21 protein-coding genes are annotated in these 20174 nt (G+C 65.1%); 9 read left to right on the top strand and 12 right to left on the bottom strand.

What is annotated here, in order from left to right; translation table 11 throughout:
- From V2L18_RS02405 to V2L18_RS02390, 4 genes are all read right to left on the bottom strand, one after another.
- Complete coding sequence (locus V2L18_RS02405; protein ID WP_336176210.1) at positions 1–825, bottom strand: ABC transporter permease; 825 nt, start codon at positions 823–825, stop codon at positions 1–3.
- Positions 818–1765 carry an ABC transporter permease gene (locus V2L18_RS02400; RefSeq protein WP_336176209.1) on the bottom strand — a complete coding sequence of 316 codons (948 nt, stop codon included), beginning with the start codon at positions 1763–1765 and terminating at the stop codon, positions 818–820. The genes V2L18_RS02405 and V2L18_RS02400 overlap by 8 nt, the downstream gene beginning before the upstream one ends.
- A 301-nt stretch (positions 1766–2066) precedes the next feature.
- Complete coding sequence (locus V2L18_RS02395; protein ID WP_336176377.1) at positions 2067–3632, bottom strand: ABC transporter substrate-binding protein; 1566 nt, start codon at positions 3630–3632, stop codon at positions 2067–2069.
- A gap of 53 nt (positions 3633–3685) precedes the next feature.
- Positions 3686–4996 carry a M20/M25/M40 family metallo-hydrolase gene (locus tag V2L18_RS02390; protein ID WP_336176208.1) on the bottom strand — a complete coding sequence of 437 codons (1311 nt, stop codon included), beginning with the start codon at positions 4994–4996 and terminating at the stop codon, positions 3686–3688.
- 98 nt (positions 4997–5094) lie between these two features.
- On the opposite strand from V2L18_RS02390, the gene V2L18_RS02385 reads away from it, so the two are divergent.
- Positions 5095–5889 (top strand): GntR family transcriptional regulator, encoded by a 795-nt coding sequence (locus V2L18_RS02385; protein WP_336176207.1) that lies wholly within the window; start codon positions 5095–5097, stop codon positions 5887–5889.
- A gap of 30 nt (positions 5890–5919) precedes the next feature.
- On the opposite strand, the gene V2L18_RS02380 is transcribed toward V2L18_RS02385, so the two are convergent.
- Complete coding sequence (locus V2L18_RS02380; RefSeq protein WP_336176206.1) at positions 5920–6951, bottom strand: sodium:calcium antiporter; 1032 nt, start codon at positions 6949–6951, stop codon at positions 5920–5922.
- 203 nt (positions 6952–7154) lie between these two features.
- On the opposite strand from V2L18_RS02380, the gene V2L18_RS02375 reads away from it, so the two are divergent.
- The gene (locus V2L18_RS02375; protein ID WP_336176205.1) at positions 7155–7616 is read left to right on the top strand and encodes a translation initiation factor 2; all 462 of its coding nucleotides are present in this window, start codon (positions 7155–7157) and stop codon (positions 7614–7616) included.
- 84 nt (positions 7617–7700) lie between these two features.
- Here V2L18_RS02375 and V2L18_RS02370 read toward each other — a convergent pair whose 3' ends face one another.
- The 7 genes from V2L18_RS02370 to V2L18_RS02340 all read right to left on the bottom strand — a co-directional run bounded on the left by V2L18_RS02370 (position 7701) and on the right by V2L18_RS02340 (position 13390).
- Positions 7701–8030 (bottom strand): antibiotic biosynthesis monooxygenase, encoded by a 330-nt coding sequence (locus V2L18_RS02370; protein WP_336176204.1) that lies wholly within the window; start codon positions 8028–8030, stop codon positions 7701–7703.
- 30 nt (positions 8031–8060) lie between these two features.
- Positions 8061–8987 (bottom strand): energy transducer TonB, encoded by a 927-nt coding sequence (locus V2L18_RS02365; protein ID WP_336176203.1) that lies wholly within the window; start codon positions 8985–8987, stop codon positions 8061–8063.
- Positions 8984–9427 (bottom strand): biopolymer transporter ExbD, encoded by a 444-nt coding sequence (locus V2L18_RS02360; protein ID WP_336176202.1) that lies wholly within the window; start codon positions 9425–9427, stop codon positions 8984–8986. The genes V2L18_RS02365 and V2L18_RS02360 overlap by 4 nt, the downstream gene beginning before the upstream one ends.
- A gap of 20 nt (positions 9428–9447) precedes the next feature.
- Positions 9448–9840, bottom strand: coding sequence for a biopolymer transporter ExbD (locus tag V2L18_RS02355; RefSeq protein WP_336176201.1), 393 nt, complete (start codon positions 9838–9840; stop codon positions 9448–9450).
- Positions 9830–10546 carry a MotA/TolQ/ExbB proton channel family protein gene (locus tag V2L18_RS02350; protein WP_336176200.1) on the bottom strand — a complete coding sequence of 239 codons (717 nt, stop codon included), beginning with the start codon at positions 10544–10546 and terminating at the stop codon, positions 9830–9832. The genes V2L18_RS02355 and V2L18_RS02350 overlap by 11 nt, the downstream gene beginning before the upstream one ends.
- Before the next feature lie 182 nt (positions 10547–10728).
- Entirely contained in the window at positions 10729–11199 is a 471-nt protein-coding gene (locus tag V2L18_RS02345; protein ID WP_336176199.1) for a hypothetical protein, read from the bottom strand.
- Positions 11200–11371: 172 nt separating this feature from the next.
- Positions 11372–13390, bottom strand: coding sequence for a TonB-dependent hemoglobin/transferrin/lactoferrin family receptor (locus tag V2L18_RS02340; protein ID WP_336176198.1), 2019 nt, complete (start codon positions 13388–13390; stop codon positions 11372–11374).
- Between the two features lie 317 nt (positions 13391–13707).
- Here V2L18_RS02340 and V2L18_RS02335 point away from each other — a divergent pair, with 317 nt between their 5' ends.
- From V2L18_RS02335 to V2L18_RS02305, 7 genes are all read left to right on the top strand, one after another.
- The gene (locus V2L18_RS02335; RefSeq protein ID WP_336176197.1) at positions 13708–13899 is read left to right on the top strand and encodes a hemin uptake protein HemP; all 192 of its coding nucleotides are present in this window, start codon (positions 13708–13710) and stop codon (positions 13897–13899) included.
- Between the two features lie 71 nt (positions 13900–13970).
- Positions 13971–14849 carry a hemin ABC transporter substrate-binding protein gene (locus V2L18_RS02330; protein WP_336176196.1) on the top strand — a complete coding sequence of 293 codons (879 nt, stop codon included), beginning with the start codon at positions 13971–13973 and terminating at the stop codon, positions 14847–14849.
- A gap of 20 nt (positions 14850–14869) precedes the next feature.
- A complete protein-coding gene (locus tag V2L18_RS02325) occupies positions 14870–15964 on the top strand; it encodes an iron chelate uptake ABC transporter family permease subunit (protein WP_336176195.1) in 1095 nt (364 codons plus the stop codon).
- A 10-nt stretch (positions 15965–15974) separates the two neighbouring features.
- Positions 15975–16745: a heme ABC transporter ATP-binding protein gene (locus V2L18_RS02320; RefSeq protein ID WP_336176194.1), complete on the top strand. Its 771-nt coding sequence runs from the start codon at positions 15975–15977 to the stop codon at positions 16743–16745.
- A 232-nt stretch (positions 16746–16977) separates the two neighbouring features.
- Positions 16978–17853: a dienelactone hydrolase gene (locus V2L18_RS02315; RefSeq protein WP_336176193.1), complete on the top strand. Its 876-nt coding sequence runs from the start codon at positions 16978–16980 to the stop codon at positions 17851–17853.
- Positions 17854–18456: 603 nt separating this feature from the next.
- Positions 18457–19188, top strand: coding sequence for a TetR/AcrR family transcriptional regulator (locus tag V2L18_RS02310; protein WP_336176192.1), 732 nt, complete (start codon positions 18457–18459; stop codon positions 19186–19188).
- Positions 19185–20159 carry an HlyD family efflux transporter periplasmic adaptor subunit gene (locus V2L18_RS02305; RefSeq protein ID WP_336176191.1) on the top strand — a complete coding sequence of 325 codons (975 nt, stop codon included), beginning with the start codon at positions 19185–19187 and terminating at the stop codon, positions 20157–20159. Before V2L18_RS02310 ends, V2L18_RS02305 begins: the two co-directional genes overlap by 4 nt.
- The last annotated feature ends 15 nt before the right edge of the window (positions 20160–20174 follow it).

The following is a 20174-nucleotide window of genomic DNA, read 5'->3' as shown; positions in this document are numbered from 1 at the left end:
TCACGTTCTCGGATTGAGGGCGTCGCGCAGACCGTCGCCCAGAAGGTTGAAGCCGATGGCGACGGTGGCGATGGCGATGCCGGGCCAGACCAGCATCCACGGGCTGCGATGCATGTAGGCGCGGGCTTCGGAGATCATCAGGCCCCATTCGGTGGAAGGCGGCTGCGCGCCGAGCCCGAGAAAGGAGAGCGTGGCGAACAGCATGATGGCGAACGAGATGCGGATGGTCATTTCAACGATCACCGGGGCGACCACGTTGGGCATCATCTCGCGCACGATGATGAAGCGGCTCGGCTCGCCGCGCGCGACCGCCGCCGACACGTAGTCCTGCTTGCGCACGGTGAGCGCCACGGAGCGCGTGATGCGGGCCATGCCGGGCGCGAACGCGATGGCGACCGCCATCAGGGCATTGAAGGTGGAGGAGCCCAGCAGGTTCACGATGAGAAGCGCGAACAGGAGGCTCGGGATCGACATGACCGCATCGACGGTGCGCATGATCGCCTCGTCCGCGCGTCCCCCGAGGAAGGCCGAGGTCGTGCCGACAAGGGCGCCGAAGAGCGTGCCGAGCACGGTGGCGGCCACCGCCATGACGACGGTCGCCTGCCCGCCCATCAGCAGGCGGCTGAGGATATCGCGGCCGTACTGGTCGGTGCCGAGCCAGAAGTCGGCGGAAGGCCCCTTGTAGCGGGCGAGCGGCGACATCGCCTGCGGATCGTGCGGCGCAAGCCACGGACCGAAGACCACGAGGATGATGGTCAGGAGAATGATCAGGGAGCCGAGGGCACCCTGCGGCGTGCGCAGGAGGCGCTTGAGGATCTCAATCATACTGGATCCTCTTGTCGAGAACGGCATAGAGCATGTCGGCTGCGAAATTCACGACGGAATAGGTGGCGGCCATGATCAGCACGCCGGCCTGGATGGACGGCAGGTCGCGCGCCTGGATGGCGACGATGAGGGAGCGGCCAATGCCGGGAATGGCGAAGATCTCCTCCACCACGATGACGCCGCCGAGCAGGTAGCCGACATCGAGCGCGACGATGGTGATCGCCGGCAGAAGCGCGTTGCGCAGCGCATGGCCGACCAGAACCGTGCGCCACGGCAGGCCCTTGAGGCGGGCGGCACGGATGTAGTCGGTGTGCAGCACGTCGACGAGTTCGGAGCGCACCATGCGCGAGACGTGGGCGATCAGGATGATCGAGATCACGAAGACCGGCAGCACGAGATGCAGGAGCGACGACCCGGGATTTTCGAGAAGCGGCACGTAGCCGGTGGGCGGCAGGAGGTCGAGCCAATCGGCGAAGACCAGGATCGCCACTGTCGCGGTGACGAATTCCGGCAGCGACACGCCCACGTAGGAGATGAAGCTGACGACCATGTCCGCGACCTTGCCGCGCCGGACGGCCGCGATGACGCCCAGCGGAATGGCCAACATCAGCATGAAGGAGATGGAGAGAAAGGCGAGCAGCAGCGAGCGGCCAAGCGCATCGAAAAGCGCGGGACCAACCGGCTGGCCTGTCCTCAGCGAGGTGCCAAAATCACCCTGGAGGACGCCGCCCAGCCAGTGGAGATACTGCATCCAGATGGGGTCGTTCAGCCCCATGCGCACGCGCAACGCCGCCAGCGCCTCGTCGGTGGCGTTCTGTCCCAGCATCATCACCGCCGCATCCGACGGCAGCACCTGGGTCAGCGCGAAGACGAGCACCGAGACGACCAGCAGCGTATAGAATATCAGCGCGATGCGCTTGAGGAAGTAGCTGAGGGACACGAAAGGCTCGCTCTCTCGGGAAATGGAACCGGGCGCAAGACGCCGCGCCCGGTGGTTGCTTGTGCATCGGTTTCGAAAGCCGAGGCTTCCGTCGTCTGAGGAGCACCAGCTTGCTCCCCTCTCCCCCCTTACGGGGGAGATGTCGGCCTTCGCCGACAGAGGGGGGCAAACCGCTTGCTCTGAGCCTGCCGCCCTACCCCCCTCTGTCACGCATTCGCGTGACATCTCCCCCACAAGGGGGGAGAGGGGAGCGAGCCGCCGGCCTTCGGCGCGGAACGTAATTCCTCAGACCACGATCCGATCAGCCGCGCGACGGCGCATCCGCTGCCAGCGAGGCAAAGTCGAGCCGGAAGACCGAGGCACGCGGGTGAACCTCGTAGTTCTCCAGCCACGAGCGCTTGGCCGACAGGACGTCGAAGAACACCGGAATGATCGACGGCACCTCGTCGAACATCAGCTTCTGCGCCTGGGCATAAAGCTCGGCGCGCTTGGCCTCGTCGGTGGTCTCGCGCGCGGCATAGACAGCCTTGTCGAAGTCCTTGTTGTTCCAGCGCGTCTCGTTCCAAGCGGCATCGGAGGTGTAGAGCAGCGAGAAGATGCCGTCCGCCGTCGGCTGCATGTTGTAGAAGCCGACGTAGAAATTGCCCTTCTTCCAGACCTGGTCGAGATAGGTGGCGTGCGGCATGGTCTGCACGTCGATCGTGAAGCCCGCGGGCTTGGCCATCTCGCGCAGCGCAACGGCGAGCTGGGTGCGGTAGGACGGCTTGTCGGAGGCGACCAGCGTCGCTTCCAGTCCGTCCGCATAGCCGGCCTCCGCCAGAAGCTTCTTCGCTTCCTCGATATTGGCCTGGCGCTCCGGCAGGTCCGCAAAGAAGCGGTAGGAGGAATTGATCGGCGTGTCGTTGCCCGGCTGGCCGAGCCCTTCGGTCACGAAATCGACCATGGCGTCGCGGTCGATGGTCAGCGCCAGCGCCCGGCGCACGCGGACATCGTCGAACGGCTTGACGTCGCAACCGAAATTGATGTTGCAGAACTGGCCGGAAGCAACCCGCAGCGCGTCGACGCCCTCGGCATCCTCCATGCGCATGAATTCCGTCGGACGTACGGTCTGCATGAGATCGATGTCGCCGGCCAGCAGCGCCGAGCCTTCTGCCGACGCATCCGGGAACACGCTGATCTCGACGCCGTCCAGATAGGGGCGCGCGGGATCGTAGTAGTCGGGGTTGCGCTCGACGACGATCTTGCGATCGGGCTCGTAGGAAACGAGCTTGAACGGCCCGGTGCCAACGGCGGTCGACGACAGGCTCTCGAACTTCGCCTTGTCCTCCACGTAGGCTGCCGGAATGATGCGTGCATCGGTGTAGGCGACCGCGACCGGAAAATCGGAATAGGGCGTGGCGAGCTTGAATTTCACCGTCGTCGGGTCGATCGCGAAGATCTCCTTGATCGGGCCGACATTCTTGCGCCCCGGCGAGGCGGTCTCGGGATCGAGGATCGCCGTGAACGTGGCAACCACATCCTGTGCCGTCAGCGGCGAGCCGTCATGGAACTTGACGCCTTCGCGCAGCTTGAAGGTCCAGTCGGTGAGGGTGTCGTCGGCTTCCCAGGAAAGCGCCAGGTCCGGCTCGACCGTCATGTCCACCTTGAGGCGCGTCAGGTTCGAGTAGAGCAGCTCGGTGACCATGTATTCCGGGATCACGCGGGTCAGCAGCGGATGAATGACGCTCGCCGCCTGATCGACGGAAACGCGCAAGATGCCGCCGCGCTGCGGCTCGGCCGCAAAGGCCTGGATCTTCGGCATGAGCGGCGTGAACGCCAGCGCAGCCGCTGTTCCGGCGAGGAAGTGTCGGCGGTTGAGGGAGAGAATGGAAGGTTTCTTGGTCATTTGGGGCTTCACTCTTCTTCGGCAGGTGGATCTGACTAGGACAGGAGATCAGGCTCGGGGATGAGATCTGAGGCGTAGTCGGCCGCAAGATAGGCAAGGACGCTCTGCGCCAGCGCGACGACATCGTCCACGGTGGTGTGCTCGTCGGGGCTGTGGATGCAGCTTTCCGGGCGTCCGAGGCCGCCAAGCAGCACCTCCTGCGTGACGCCGGCCTTCTGCACCCAGCCGAAATCGGAACAGCTCGCCGCCCCCCATTTGGCAAAGTCCGCATCCGCATAGCCGAAGCCGAGGCTCAGCGCCTTCTGCCAGCGCGGCCAATGCGGCCCGTTGGGATCCGCTGTCGGCATCAGATGGCCGACGAGATCGATCTCGACCTTGAGGCCAGGCACGCCGCCGAGCGTTTCCTCAACGAGGTCGGTGATCTCCTTCATCGCGCCCTCGAAACTTTCCTCGGGCGCGTAGCGGCGGTTGACCAGAATATCGAAGCGAGAGGGCACCTGACCGCCGCATGTGCCGCCATGGGCACCGGCGATTGTCAGCTGCGGGCGAAGCGGCCCGCTTGCGTGCGGCGGCGCCGGCAGCGCGGAGCTGCGCTCGGCGACCTTCGTCTTCAGCGCATGGAGACCGTTCAGCAGCGGCAAGGCCATCTCGATGGCATTGATGCCGGCCCCGGTGCGGTTGCCCTCGCCCATGTGGACGGCATGCCCGTTCACCCTGACCTGCAGGTTGAAGAGCCCGAAGCAGCCCGCCCAGATGCGCGGCGCGGCGGAACCGTTGAAGTTGAGGACATGGCCCGGCATGTCACCCGTCTCCGCCAGATACCGGATGCCGGGATAAAGCCCGCCCTCCTCGTCGGTGCACAGCAGCAGGACGGGGTCGTAGGCAAGCGGCAGGTTCCTGTCCGCAGCCACCCGAAGCGCAAGCAGGACGGCCGCGATGGTGCCCTTCATGTCGGCCGCACCCAGCCCGTAGAGGCGGTTTTCCTCGCGCGTCAGCATGAAGGGATCGCGCTGCCAGCCCGGCGCGGCAGGCACCGTATCGACATGGAAATAGAGGCCAAGCTGCGGCCTGCCGGTATCGCGGGCCGCGATGAGGTTCGTGCGCCGCCCAGCGGCCGGACCGTTTGCGACCTTCCACAGGTTTTCCGGAACGTCGACGCGCCGCATGGCAAGTCCGAGGGGGGCGATCAGATCGGTCATGAGTGCGGCGAAGGCGGGATAGCCCGCTCCCGGCGGGAAGGTCGTGTCCAACGCGATCATCCGGGCAAGATCAGCCACAGCCTCCTCGCCACGCGCGGCGATCTCCTGTATCGCCTGAGCCAGATCGGAAGAAAGGTTGGTCGTCATCCCCGCACGCCTCACCTGCACTCCTTACCCGGATGCCAACTGGACACCCGGCAGCCTCTTTTCTATATACTATATAGTAATAGACCGGATTCACATATATGACCAGACGCGATGACGAGCCAGACCAAACACTAGGCAATTTGCCCAGTTTTTCATCAAATATGCCGCTGTCGGATCAGGTTCTGCCGCTTTATCAAGTCGTTAAACAGCAGATCAGCGACGCGATATTGTTGGGCCGCTGGCCGGCGGGAACGGTTCTTCCAAACGAGATCGAGATGGCCCGGTCTTTCGGCGTTGCGGTGGGAACCCTGCGCCGAGCCATGAGCGACCTGACCAAGGAAGGGCTGCTCGCCCGCCGGCGCAAGACGGGAACCATCGTCACCGGCCGCACGCCGCAGCAGAGCCTGCGGTTCTTTTTCCACTATTTCCGCCTGCATGGCCTCGATGGCAGCCTGCAGCATTCCGCAACCCGCATCCTGAACCTCGGCAAGCGTCTTCCCGACGAGGATGAACAGGCCGCCCTGGGGCTCGGCGCCGATGAGCCCGTCGTCGCCATCGATCGGCTGCGCTCCATCGCCGGCACGCCGGTGATGATCGACGTCATCGCCATGCCGGCCGGCCGCCTTCCCGATTTTCCCACCGATCCGGCGCAGCTTCCGGACCTCCTTTATCTGCACCTCCTCGATCGCTACAGCATCCGCATTTCCGCGGTCCGGGAGGAGATTCATGCCGACCTGGCAACCGACGGGGATTGCGCCCTGCTCGGCTTGGAGGGTCCGGTCGCGCTGCTGTGCATCGACGAGATCGCCTACGACCAGGCGGGCGAACCGATGATCCGCGCCCACCACCGCTGCATCACGAGCGCGCACCGCTACGTGAACGAGGTGCAGTAGCGGCAAGACCGGCAGGTGCGGCGCGCCGGTTCACAGGAACAGCAGAACCAGCGCGCCCCCATAGAGCACCAGCACCAGCGCACTTTCGAAGCCGATGCTCGCAACGCCGTATTTCTCGCGGCGAAGCATGCCGAGAAGCAGCACCCCCGTCATGATGATCGCGATCAGCGCGGTCGTGCGGTCGCGGTCGGTCATGGCATCGTAGATGGACCCGGAATAGGCGAAATCGGCCAAGCTCAGGAACATCACCTCGAACGCATTGCCGCCGATGATGTCGCCGAGCGCGAGGCTCACCGCACCAATACGCACCGCCGCGATCGCCGTCACCAGTTCCGGCAGCGAATTGGCGACACCGGCGAGAACCGTGCCCACCACCGATTCCGACAGCGCCGTCTTCGCCACGATGACGAGGCTCGCCTCGCCGACGAGATAGCCGGCAACCGCTGTCGTCGTCGCATAGAACGCAAACCGCAGCCACAAGCTGCGATCGCTCGCGGCACCGGGGCCCATATCCGGTTCCGACAGGGATTCGCGCGTCTTGTCCGTCATCACCGGTCGCCACATCGGCCGCGTCTCGATCTCCATCAGCAGCCGCAACCCGAATGCATAGGTCACGGGAATGAGAACAGAGACCGGATGGATGCCCCACAGCGTCACGGACGGTGTGCTGGAGGCGGCCAGCGCCATGGCGATGAGCGCCACCAGCAGCACGCCCTGCGCAAGTCCGGTCACACTGGCGGCGGCGTGTTCCAAATTGGCCTGGCGATAGAAGAGATCGGCGACGGCGATGAAGGCCGTCTGGGCGATGAGGCCGCCCAGCGCATTGCCCACCGCCAGCGACGGCGCGCCTTCGATCGCCGATGTCACCGAGGTGATCGCGCCGGGAAGCGACGTCGCCGCGCCGACGAACAGCGCACCGGCAACCACCTCGCCCATGCCGGTCCGGTCGGCCAGTTCGTCTGCAATCCACGAAAGCCGCACACCGGCCAGCGTGATGACGCAGGCAGCGGCGATGAACAGCGCGACGGCAAGCGCAAGCGGCATGCTGGAAAGTTCGGCCATTGCCACCCTATCCGGTCGGCGGTCGGCGCATGATGGGCGAAGAAAAGATAACGCCCGCTCACCGACAAGGTTTCGCAAGCCGGTTCCGCACAACGTTCAGTTCTGCCACGACGCCGCAGCCGTCCGACCTCGGTTGATTTGCCGCACACTATCTTGTCATATGCCCCTGCGTAGAGCATTTCATGGCTTCGGGGGCTACAGTTTTGATCAGGATTTTCGCATGCCTGCTTCTTGCAGGCGGGCTGGCCGCGTGCGGCACAGTTACCAGAGGGACCGAGGAACAGGTCTCCTTCCACAGCAATCCGGATGGCGCGAAGGCGCAGACGACGCTGGGTCTTGCCTGCACCACGCCGTGCACGCTGGACATTCCGCGCAAGAAGACCTTCCAGGTCACCATGACCAAGGAAGGCTATGAGGCGCAGACTGTCGACGTGAAGACCGAGGTTTCCGGCGGCGGCGCGGCAGGCGTTGCCGGCAATGTGCTGCTCGGCGGCGTGATCGGCGTCGGCGTGGACATGGCGACGGGCGCCGCCCTCAACCATGCGCCAAACCCGGTTTTCGTCGATTTCGAGGCTCCGGAAAACACCTCCAAGCCGCCGAAGCAGCCGGAAGTGAAGCCCTATGAGCCGAAAGGCCCGCAGCCGATCCAGACCCCGGTCTCCTGAATAACGGGCAAGGCGGCTGCCTTGAGGGCAGATGCGTTTCGTCCGGCTGCGGTCTGACCGCAGCCGGACGAACTCAAGCTTGCGTCAGCGGCTTTCGGTCAGCATGACCTCGAAGCCCTCGAAATGCGGGCCGCCGACATACATCGTCGTGCGCTCGCCGGCTCCCTTGTGCGCGGCACGAAAGGCCTCCGACTTCGTCCAGTTGACGAAATCGTCGTAGCTCGCCCACAGCGTGTGCGAGGCATAAAGGGTATGGTTCTCTTCCGTTCCCTCTGTCACTTCCGGCCCCTTCAGGAGCTTGAACTCCAGATAACCGGGAACCTCGTTCAGGTGACGCTCGCGGTTCATCCAGACTTCCTCGAAATTCTTCTCAAGCCCCGACTTCACGCGAAAGCGGTTCATTGCGATATACATCAGCTGTCTCCTTGTTGCGACTTGACGCATTCACGGTGCGGCATAGCGGAATGGCACCGTAATTCTCTGCGACCCCTGGGTCATCTCGTCGGGGAATTCCGGGAAGGGCGAAACCCGGCGCACGTTGTCGAGCGCCGCGGCATCGAGATCGGCGTTGCCCGATGAACTCACCACCCTGAGCCCGCTCACCGCGCCGGAGCGGGCAATGGTGAAGCTCACCCGAACCACGCCTTCCGCTCCCCGGGCCGCGCGCGGATAACGCTTGGCGCGCTGCAGACGGGCGTTGATGCGGCCGAGATAGTTCGACGTCGCCTTGCGGCCCCCGTCTCCACGTTCGGTGGTTTTGCTGCCAAGCGTCTGGCCGCGTGCCTGGTTGCGGTCCGAGTTGCCGCGCGGCGCGGGCTTGCGCTTGGTCACGACCCGTTTCTTCACTTCGCGTTTCGGCCGCTCGACCTTCGGTTTCACCGTTGGAACGGGCGCGGTCACCACCTCTGCCGCCGCGCTTTCCGGTTCCACCGGCTCCGCCTCGCGCGGTTTTATCGCGGCAACCGTCTCGTCCGGCAGGATCTCCTCCGTCAGATCTTCCGGCGGCGTCGGTTCGATCTTCGGAGCCGACATCGCAGGCGCGGCACTGTCCTCAAGGATCGGGCTCAATGTCGCCATATGCTGCGGCTCGGCCGGTTCCACCTCCGTCTCGACCGGTTCGATCGGTTCAACCACCTCTTCAACCGGCTCGTCCTCGACGGGCTCGATCTTCTCTTCCGGCAGCGGCTCCACAGGCTCCGACACGTCCGCGCCCTTGAACAGGTCTTCCATCTCGCCGACGACGGCGTGATCGCCGCCGGGCGAAGCCGAGCGCTCGATGAGGGGGCCACCAAAGTCATAGTGCGCGCCCGCGGCCAGATGAACGGCAAGCGAAGCGGCGAGACACCCCAGAAGCAGACGTCCCTTCCTCATTCGCCCGTCCCCGCCGGTGCCGCCGTCGCGCCACCTTCCGCCGTTTCATCGCCGGCCGCCGGAGCCTGCCGGGCGACGAGCACGATCTTGCTGCGCCCTGCCGCGCGGGCGCTGGCAAGCACGCTGTTGAGGACCGATGCCGGCAGCGCCTTGTCGGCGACGATGCGCAGCGGCCTGCTCCGCTCTTCCTCGGATGCGGCGGCAAGCGTCTCGACCAATGCATCCGGCACGATCATCGCGCCGCCAATCGTCATCGTGCCGTCCGGCATGATCACCAGCGCGCCGCCCGTGTCGGTCTTCTCCCGCTCCACCGAGACCTCCGGCGGCGTGATGTCGTGCGCGTCGTTGGGCTCCACCGATCCGGCGAAGAGGAAGAAGATCAGCATCAGGAACACGACATTGATCAACGCGATGGTGTTGTCGGTCCTGGCCCGCTCCATGGGTCCGTGCATCCGCATCGCTATTTCCCCGCCACGAGAATGCTGGACAGCCCCGCCGCCTCGATCTCATCCATGGCGCCGACGACATCCTGCACGTTGGCCTGCTCGCCTGACAGAATGGCGACGCGGGCAATCTCGTTCTCCTTCAGCTCCGACAAACGCACGGGAAGCTCCGCAGCCGTCACGGGGCGGCCGTTCAGGTCCATTCGCCCCTCGCCGTGGACGCGCAAAAGCGCCGGTCGGGGCGTGTCGGCGACCGCCGTCGCCGTTCCGCCGCCGCCCGACAGGGGCAGCGCCTGGTAATGCGAGAACGTGGACGCCAGCATGAAGAACAGCAGAAGCAGGAAGATGACATCGATCAGCGACGTCAGGCCGATCGGCCGCCGCCTGGCTTTGGAATGACTAATGCGCATGCCTGCGTCCATGGCTGGCGAGATCGACGACGCCCACGGGGGCGGCTTCGGTCGGCTTGCCGGTGAAGAATGCGGTGACGAGGTCTTCCATCGCCTGCTGCTCGCGCTCGATGCGGGCATCGCACCAGCCGACGAAGACGGATGTCGGAATGGCGACGGCAAGCCCCACGGCGGTGGTCAAAAGCGCGACCCAGATGCCGCCGGCCAGCACGGAGGGATCGACGTTGGCGCCCGCGCCCTGCATGGCCCGGAACGCCTCGATCATGCCGAGCACCGTGCCGAACAGGCCGATCAGCGGCGCCGTCTGCGCGATCATGTCGAGAGGGCGCAGGAACGAGCGCAGGTCCGCCAGCTTGTTGAGGCAGACGCGTTCGATGTCCTCGCGCAGCTGCGCCTCGGTGCCCCGCCCGCTGCTGGCGCCACGCACCAGATGGGCAAGCACATCGCCAAGCACCGACCGTTCGCCCCCCACGTGCAGCATCGCGGTCTCGCGCTCGCCGGAGATCCACAGCCGCAGGACCTTGCGCGCGTTGATGTGACGTCCCGTGCCCGCAACGTGGAACTGGATGAGCTTTGCCAGCGCCAGCGCCAGGGTGAGCACCGACAGCACGCCCAGAAGAACCACCACCGGCCCGCCGGTGCTGGCAAGTTCCAGGATCGGGGCAAAGATGTCCGCCAGGAACGGCGGCAGAGCAGACGAATTCATGACGAACTCCTAGAGCAACGATTGTTCAGGCGGACCAGTCCGAACCTGCAAGAGCCGCTCGCTATCAAAATGGCCAGAGCATCCTGCCTGCCTTCGCGCGAAGACGGACTGCCCCAGTGGCCCGGCCGAACCACACCGGCCGACGAATTGCGGGCGGCTGACCCGAGCCTTGGTGCAACGGATCAGAGACCGAGACTGATGTCGATACGGCTGCTTGTCTTCAGACTGGAGAGACAGGACGCCGGATCGACCCCCTCGCCCTTGCAGCTGCGGACATCGTTGACCAGAACCGCCGAGACCTTATCGCAGCCGCGCTTGGCGATGTTGAAGCGCAGCACGCGCGTCTTGCCGGCCGGCAGCGCGCCGAGGCTCAGGGCCGACATGTCGGAAACACCGCCGGCATCGTCGAAGACAACGATGTCGAGACCGAAATCGGACAAGGCCTTGGCGAAACCGTTATGGGCAACAAGGGTTGCCTGACAGGCCGTACCAACGGTCGAGGCCTCGTTGAGCTCCAGCGAGATCTCGCCGTTTTCGGCCAATGCCGGCCCGCCCGCCGCAAGCCCTGCACCGAAAACGCCGGCGACATACAAGGCGGCCGAAAGCAGACGGCGCCGTACGCCTGCTGGAGGGGATTTCGGTTGGCGCGTCATTGCTTTGTTCTCGTGCACGGGCAGGAACTCCTTCGTCGGCTGCTTCCACGGGACCGCCCCTGTCGCGGCTCCGGTTTCAGTGGCTCTACGTGGTTCGAGCCGGAACGGTTTCCCGTCCCGGCACATGTGATCGTCATGGGCAAGCCGCACGGAAAGGCGGCTTTCGGCGCCCTCAGCCGCCCAGGCGAGCGCGCAACGTGAACTTGACCGCCAGACCCGGGCCGTTGTCGGCGTCGAGATAGGGCTGGTACTTGTGGTCAAGCAGGTTGTCGATGTTCAGGCCGAGCTGCAGATCCTCGCGCGGCTTGTAAGAGGCGAACAGATTGACCAGTCCGTAGCCCTTGGAGGGCGAGTCGGACCGCTTCTGCGCCGACACGGCCTCAACCTGGAAACCGATCGTCGCATCGACATCTTCCAGCGGCCGGAACCCCACGGTGGTCAGAAGCTTGTTGGCGGGCACCGTGTTCAGATAGTCGCCGGTGTCGAGGTCCTCGCCGCGCTGGTGCTGGCCGGAAAGCCCGACGAACATCAAGCCCATGTCGTAGCTCGCTTCCAGCTCCCACCCTTCGATCAACGCGTTTGCGATGTTCTGGTACTGGTAGCAGAACAGAAAGCTCGTGCAGCCCGATGTCTGGATGTCGGCATCGATGAAATCGTCGACCCGGTTGTGGAAATAGGCGGCCTTCATGCGCAGCCGGTCGCCCTGACGGAACAGATCGTTACGGCGATAATTGAGGCCCACTTCCTTGTTGTGCGCGGTCTCCGGTTTCAGGTTCGGGTTCGGCAGGAAGTCGAACGGGAACGAGCCCGGATGGGTGCCTGCGATCAGTGTCTCGGTGATGGAGGGCGAGCGGTAGCCTTCGGCATAGGTGCCGTAAAGCTGCAGCCCATCGAGGAAGGTCCGGGCAAAGGGCGAGAAGCCGAGGGTGATCTTCGGCGAGACGCGATTGCCGGAAGTGTCGGTGCCGCCGCCCTGCATCTTGTAGCCGTCGTAGCGCAGACCGCCAATCACCTCCACTACGTCCTCATAGTCGATGCGGTGCTGGATGAAGGCGCCATAGACGGAACGCTGACCGTTCGGCGTGTAGAAGGCCGCACTGCCGCCGGCCGTATCCTCCACGTCGACGATGTCACGGAACCCGTCCACGCCGATCGTGGTGGCATGGGCGAAGCCGCCGGTCCTGTAGCGCGCGGTGTTGCTGAGATCGAAACCGAACGTGTCGATCCGGAAACTGCGGTCGCCGCCGGCAAGCGTACCGGTCAGATAGGTCTGGTCGAGCTTGGTGTCGGTCCAGTACCCGGACGCCGTCACGTCGAGCCAGTCGTTGTCCGGTGCACGGTAGCGGTACTTGGCGCTGATCGTGTTGTCGGTAACGTCGTTGTCGTAGTTCGTGGTGTTGGTGTCGCCGGATGTGTAGGACGTGTTGTAGGTGATCGCGCCGATTTCCAGCGAATGGCCGTTGCCGGGGTCGATTTCCGCCTTGACCATGCCGCTGGCGATCTCGTTGGAGGAATTGAAGACGTCGTCGCCCGCGCCGTCCTTGTATTTCCAGTTCTTGCGGTAGACGACGCTGCCCAGCAGCCCGAACGCCTCACCGATGCGCGCGGCTCCGGTCGCGCCCTGTGCCCAGCCGTTGTTGGTGTTGAAGCGGGAGAAGCTCTCCGCCGCCCACGTTTCGCCCGGCTTCAGGAACGTCGAGGCCTTCTTGGTCTCGAAGTTGACCACCCCGCCGATGGCGCCCGAGCCATAGGCGTTGGCGACGGGACCGCGCGTCACCGTCGCGGTTTCAAGGAACTCCGGCTCGACGAAGACAGCACCACCGGAAAGGCTGTGCCCGCTCGCCTGGAAGTTCTGTCGCGCCCCGTCCACATTGACCGCCACCCGGCCATAGCCGGAAAGCCCGCGGATATTGATGGCGACACCGGGAGAATCGGCAACCTCCTCGACCTCGAGGCCGGGAACCGTTTTCAGCACGGCGCCCAGACTGTCGGCACCCGACAGATCCACCGTCTCCGCGGTCACCACGCTTTCCGAAGCCAGCGCGTTGATCGCGGCCTCTTCGGTGCGCGTTGCGCTCACGGTGATCGTGTCCAGCAGGATCGCCCCCGCCTCCTGCGCCATTGCGGCATGGTCCATGCTCAGCCCGGCAAGTGCAGTCGCAGCCATCAAGGTGGCCAGTCGCCTATTCATCAGACGCATCGTCGCTCTTCTCTGGTTCGCGAAAATCGTGGACCACAGGTCTGGCTGGCGACGACGGCACGTCTTCGAGCGTTCGCTTGCTACCCCGGTCAAGGCGTCAGGTCCGTGAATTTCACCCACCCGGCGCCTCGGTCATTGCCTTCCTAGCTAAACATGAGTTATTGAGTCAAGAATACAGTGTGGGAAAACACTTACATTGGAATTCCTCTAATCCAAGACGTGGAGCAGCAAGAGGTATGGAACGTCCCGATCGTTTTCTGCCGATGGGAAACTTCGCATCCAGCTCATCCAGCTATGGAGACGCGATCATGAATCAGCCTTCACCGGCCGCCGATATCGACGCGCCCGCGATCAAGCGGTCAGGGCAGAGCGCGCAAGAGCCGCGCACGCTGGACAGCGACACGTTGTTCAAGGGCGAGCGGGAACTGCGGATCATGCACGGCGATGCCTGCTACCGGCTGACGATCACCCGGCTGAACAAGCTCATCCTGACGAAGTGACCCTCTATTCAGCCTCTGGCATCCCGAACCTGCCATCCCGATCCCGGCATCCCGATAACGAGAGTGGGACAATGATCGCATCTCGCCCGCGCCCGCATGCGCGCCGTACCTTCCTGGCAGCAGCCGCCTGCCTCTGCCTTTCCGCCTTCCCGGCCGCGCACGCCGCTCCCGAAGCACCCGCGCGCATTGTCTCCATCGGCGGCTCGGTGACCGAAATCGTCTATGCGCTCGATCAGCAGGACCGCCTGGTCGCGGTCGACACCACGAGCATCTATCCGCAGGAGGCGACAAAGCTGCCGAATGTCGGCTACATGCGCCAGCTCGCAGCCGAGGGCGTCCTTGGCCTCGATCCGGACCTGATTCTCGCCATAGAGGGATCAGGCCCGCAACCGGCCGTCGACGTGCTCAAGGCGAGTGCCGTACCCTTTATCGAAGTGCCGGAACATCACAGCGCGCAGGGCGTGCTCGACAAGATCACAGTGGTCGGCAAGGCGCTCGGCGTACCCAAACGCGCGGAAGCGCTGAAAGCCAAGGTCTCCGCCGATTTCGACGCGACCGCCAAGGCCGTCGCAGACACGACCGAGAAGCCCGGCGTGCTGTTCCTGCTGTCGGTCGGCAGCGGTCGCATGCTGGCGGCCGGTTCCAACTCCGCAGCCGATGCGGTCATCACCATGGCCGGCGGACACAATGTGCTCGCGTCCTTCGAGGGCTACAAGCCGATCAATGCGGAAGCCCTCGTCGCTGCCGCGCCCGCCTACATCGTCGCGATGAAACGGCCGGGCATGGACCCCAGCGCCGACATTCGCGCGCTTCCCGGCATGGAACTGACGCCGGCCGGCAAGAACGACCGGATCATCGCGATGGACGGACAGACGCTGCTCGGCTTCGGTCCGCACACGGCCGCGGCCATCCGCGAGTTGGCGCGCCACATCGGCACGATCCCCGAGTGAGGGCTCAAGGGAGAACGGGGATGGCGATCGCAATTCCGGACACAACCGCAGGCGGGACCACGGCGGAGGACAGGCGGGCATGGCTGCGACGGGTAACCATCCCGGTTCTCGTCGTCCTGCTTCTCGTCGCCATCGCCGCCTCCTCGACGATCGGGGCGACGGAGGTCTCCGTCTCCGGCGCCCTCAACGCCATCGGCGACGCGCTCGGCCTGGAGACGGGCGCAACCCTGCGCGATCGCGTCATCCTGTTCGACATCCGCCTGCCGCGCACCGTCATGGGCATGCTCGTCGGGTCCGGGCTGGCGCTGTCGGGCGCGATGATGCAGGGCCTTTTCCGCAATCCGCTGGCTGACCCGGGGCTGATCGGCATTTCGGCGGGCGCGGCGCTGGCCGCCGTCACCTCCATCGTGCTGATCGGTGGAGCGGGCCTCAGTGTGGTCGCCTGGCTTGGACCGCATCTGCTTCCCGTTTCCGCGTTCCTCGGCAGCCTCGTTGTCACCGTGGCCCTCTATGGCGTCGCAACCCGTGCCGGCCGTACATCGGTCGCAACGATGCTGCTGGCCGGCATCGCGTTCGCTGCGCTCGCCATGGCGCTGACAGGCCTCATCGTCTTTCACAGCAACGACACCGAATTGCGCGACTTCACGTTCTGGAACATGGGCTCGCTCGGCGGCGCCACCTGGGTGCGGATCGCCGGCATGCTGCCCTTCTTCCTCATCACCCTTTTCGCCATCCCCTTCATCGGCAACGGTCTCAACGCGCTTCTGCTCGGCGAGGCGGAGGCCTATCACCTGGGCTTTTCGCCTCAACGGCTGAAGCGCTGGATCGTGGTGCTGACGGCAGCCTCCACGGGAGCGGCGGTAGCGGGCGCGGGCGTGATCGGCTTCGTCGGCATTGTGGTTCCGCACGTGCTGCGCCTCGTACTGGGGGCGGACAACCGTCTGCTGCTGCCGGCGTCCGCACTCCTCGGTGCCACCCTGCTGATCTTCGCCGATATCCTCAGCCGCCTCATCGTCGCTCCCGCCGAACTTCCCATCGGCATCATCACCGCCGTCATCGGCGCGCCGGTCTTCATCTCGATCCTGCTGCGCCGCCGTTCGGTCATCGACATCTAGGAGCCACACGATGATCGCAGCCACAGACATCTCCTTCAGCATCGGCCGTGCCCGCATTCTTGACGACGTCTCCCTGGAAGCCCCCCCGGGAAATGTCACGGTGCTGATCGGCCCCAACGGTGCGGGAAAATCCACCGCCCTCAAGTGCCTCACGGGCGAAATCCGCCCCGGCAGCGGCACGGTCCTGTTTCATGGCAGGCCGCTCGACAGTTTTTCGGCGGAAGACCTCGCGCTCCGTCGCGCCGTGTTGCCGCAAGCCTCCGCACTCTCGTTTCCATTCACCGTTTCCGAAGTGGTGGAACTGGGGCTGAGGGCTGGGCGGCGGCGCCCCTCGGAGCGCCGAATCGTTTGCGAAGCGCTGGATCTGGTCGGCATGGGCGGCTTTTCCGGCCGGCTCTACCAGACGCTGTCGGGCGGCGAACAGCAGCGAGTTCATCTGGCCCGTGTCCTGACCCAGGTCTGGGAGCCGGTGACCGCCGACGGCCCGCGCTACCTCTTCCTCGACGAGCCCACATCCAGCCTCGATATCCGCCACCAGATCGACGTGCTGGAAATCGCGACGGACTTTGCACGTCGCGGCGGCGGGGTCGTTGTGGTGCTTCACGATCTGGAACTCGCCGCCTCCTACGCCGATCGGCTGATCGTGCTGCAGCGCGGGCGGGTGGTGGCCGCAGGAGACGACGCGCACGCGATCGTCGCACCAGACCTGCTCCGCTCCGTCTACGGCCTGAACGAGGCGATGATCGCGAAGCGCTGGCCCGCGATGGCGCAAGCCCGGTAGCACCAATCGGCCCTGGACGCGATTGGGAAGGCCCAGAGCGCCTTGTCGCGGCGCTGACGCGTCGTTATGAGATCATCGGAAACCCCATTGATCTCATTTCACGTGTCGAGAGAGACCCGAGATGGCAATCTGGAAATCGCTTTGTGTCTCCGGTCTGCTCCTTTGCGCAGGCACGGTGCATGCCGCCGGCCTGAGGAGCCTTGAGGTTCCGGCCGACACTGCGGGACCGGCGATGAAGGTGCTGCAATGGTCGCCCTGCGACCGCGCCCCGGGTGAGGTGAAGCTCGGCCCCTTCGTTCTAAATGCTGTTCGGGACTGTCCGGTTAAGGGCGGCAAGCATCCGCTGATCGTCCTGTCGCACGGGTACGGCGGGACTTATCTCAGCCACCGCGACACGGCGGCGGCTCTTGCCGATGCCGGCTTCATCGTCGCCGCCCTCAACCATCCCGACGACAACGCCCTGACCTTCGATCCGGCGCGGGCGAACAGCCTGACCGCCCTCGTCGACCGTCCTGAGGATATCCGCCGCCTTATCGATTTCATGCTGACCGAGGCGCCGGATGCGACAATGATCGACCGGCAGAAAATCGGCTTCTTCGGATTCTCGCGCGGCGGCTACACCGGTCTTGTGCTCGCCGGCGCGGAGCCGGATTTCAAGGCGATGCGGACGCATTGCGACGACCCGACCGGCAAAAGCTGTGCTCTTGTCGACCCCGCCCAGGCACCCACCGGCCCATGGGTTCACGACCAACGGATCAAAGCCTTCGTGATCGCCGATCCGCTGGCTAGCGTCTTCCCCTCCGCCCGCACGCTGAGCGGCATATCCGCCCCCGTGCAGCTGTGGCGATCGCAAGAAGGCGGCGACGGCGTCTCACCGAAAGAAGTGGATGCCATTGCCGCCAACCTGCCGGCCGGCACCGTGTTCCATGTCGTTCCGGGTTCCAGGCATTTCGCGTTTCTGGCCGTTTGCCCCGAAGCGATGCGGGCCTCTCTTTCGGAAATCTGCACCGACCCGAACGGCTTTGATCGCGCCGCTTTCCATGAGCGCTTGAACTCGGCTGTCTCCGCCTTCTTTCAAGAGCACCTCCAGCCTTCGGGCAACCGTTGATTAACGGGCATCGGCCGGGGCTCCAAAGCCAAAATCGTCACGGGCGCGCGTCCTCGCCCGGGCGATAGCGCCGCACGCCCCGCAGCTATCGTGTCCGCACGCCCCATAGCCCGCCGCGCCCTCATCCCATCGCCGACACGAACCGTAGCGCCCGTAACAGGCGCGCCAGCTGTCCCGACTGCCGGCTCCTCGCCCCATCTCGCCATAAGGCTCCCTGCTAACCGTCCCGCCAGCCGCCTCCTCACCTCCCATCCTGCCGGCCGCCGCGTGCGACGAGCAATAAGTGGATCCCCCGGACAAAGCCGGAGGATGACGACGGAGAGAGCGCGCCCCCTAACCTGCCATCCCGTCGGCAAGGCTCTCTTCTCCCATCCCGGGAACCGGCCTCTCACCTCTCATCCTGCCTGTCCGCGCTTGGTTCATAGAACCACTGACTGACCAGCCAGTCATTTTCATTGCGCAAGAACCGCCGTGCGCGTATGCTTAAACTGACCGGCCGGTCAGTTTCGGTATTTCCCCGGCTTCACGCCGCCTTCGGGGTTCCACGGGGGCACACGCCGAAACGGAACGAGCGACCGCGCATGAGAGCTGAAAGGAAGTCCGTTGGCCAGAACGCCCCCGCAAGCCCCCGAACGCGATACGAAAGGGCCTGTCCGAAAAGCCGCTGGAGCGGGCGGGAAAGGCGGCCGGCAGCAGGCGGACAAGGAGAGCCGCGCCGAACAGCGCCGGCAGGAGATCCTCCATGCCGCCTTCGATGCTTTCGCGGAAAACGGCTTTGCCCAGACCCGGCTGGAGGATGTCGCCAGGCGGGCCGGCATCGCCAAGGGCACGATCTATCTCTACTTCCCCGACAAGGAGAGCCTTTTCGTGGACCTGCTGCGCGAGGCGGCGCTGCCGGTTCTGGGAGGCATCCGCGCGGTCGCGGCGCTGCCGGATCTTTCGGTGGAGGAGGTCCTGCGCCGCATTCACGAGATCTTCTTCCGGGAAATCCTGAGCACCCGCCGCAAACACCTGTTGCGCCTGCTGCTGCAGGAAGGCGCGCGCTTTCCGGCCGTCGCCGAATTCTACTATCACGATATCGTCTCGCACGGGCTGGAGGTCTTTTCCAAGGTCGCCCGGCGCGCGCAAGCTAGTGGCGAGTTGACGAGCGACGCCCTTGCCCGCTTTCCCCAGCTGGTCATGGCACCGCTGCTGATGAGCGTGATCTGGGATGCGCTTTTTGAAAAGCAGCAGCATCTCGATGTGGAAGAGATGCTCGCCGCCTTCCGCGCGCTTGTGATCAATCCGGATCGCGCGGCCCGCCCCCTCTCCGACACAGGCGGTGATCCCCGATGAAACGCACCGTTCCCCTCCTGCTCGCGATCGTGGCGGCCATCGGCGCCGGATACTGGTGGTTCGTCCTGCGCCCCGCCGAGGCGCCCGCCGCCTGGCAGGGCTGGGTGGAGGCCGACAGCCTGTTCATCGGACCCGAGGTGACGGGACGGCTCACCCACCTGTCGGTCGCGCGCGGCGATCGCATCGAGAAGGGAGGCGCGCTTTTCACCGTGGAGAGTGACGTCGCGGCCGCGCAGGTGCGGGTGGCCGAAGCCGCCGTTGCGCAGGCCGCCGCTCAGCTTGACGCCGCCAACGCCTCTCGGCAGCGGCCGGAGGAAATCGACGTGCTTCTCGCGCAGGAGAAGGCCGCCAAGGCGGCACTTGAGGAATCTCGGCTCGAATACGAGCGAGCAAAAACCCTTGCCGCCAAGGGCACCGCCGCCGTCTCGGTTCTCGATCAGGCGCGCGCCGCCTACGACCGGGATACGGCCGAGCTTGAGCAGGTCCGCCACCAGATCGCCGTCGCCCGCCTGCCCGCCCGCGAGCCCGATCTGAAAAGGGCCGAGGAGGCGCTTGCCGAGGCGAGAGCCAATCTCGAACAGATGCGCCTGCAGGCTGGCAAGCACGCGGTTACCGCCCCGGCCACCGGCACGATCCAGGAGGTCTACTACCGCGCGGGCGAAGTGGTGAGCGCCGGCAATCCGGTGGTCGCGTTGTTGCCGCCGTCCGCTCTCAAGGTCCGCTTCTTCGTGCCCGAAGCCGTGCTGCCGCGCCTTCATGTCGGCGACACGATCAAGGTGACCTGCGACGGCTGCACTGCGGGAAAGGCGACGATCGATTTCATCGCCGAGGAGGCCGAATACACGCCCCCTGTCATCTATTCGCTGGAAGAACGCGCCAAGCTCGTTTTCCGCATAGAGGCTGTGCCGGAAAAGCCGGAGGCGCTGCGTGTCGGCCAGCCTGTAAGCGTTGTGCCGGAGGCGGGATCATGAGGAACCGCGTCAGCG

Origin of the sequence: Breoghania sp. JC706 (genome assembly GCF_037026715.1) — a bacterium.
GTDB lineage: Bacteria > Pseudomonadota > Alphaproteobacteria > Rhizobiales > Stappiaceae > Breoghania.
The sequence above is the reverse complement of the archived record's forward strand: the minus strand, read 5'-3'. Positions and strand labels throughout refer to the sequence as shown.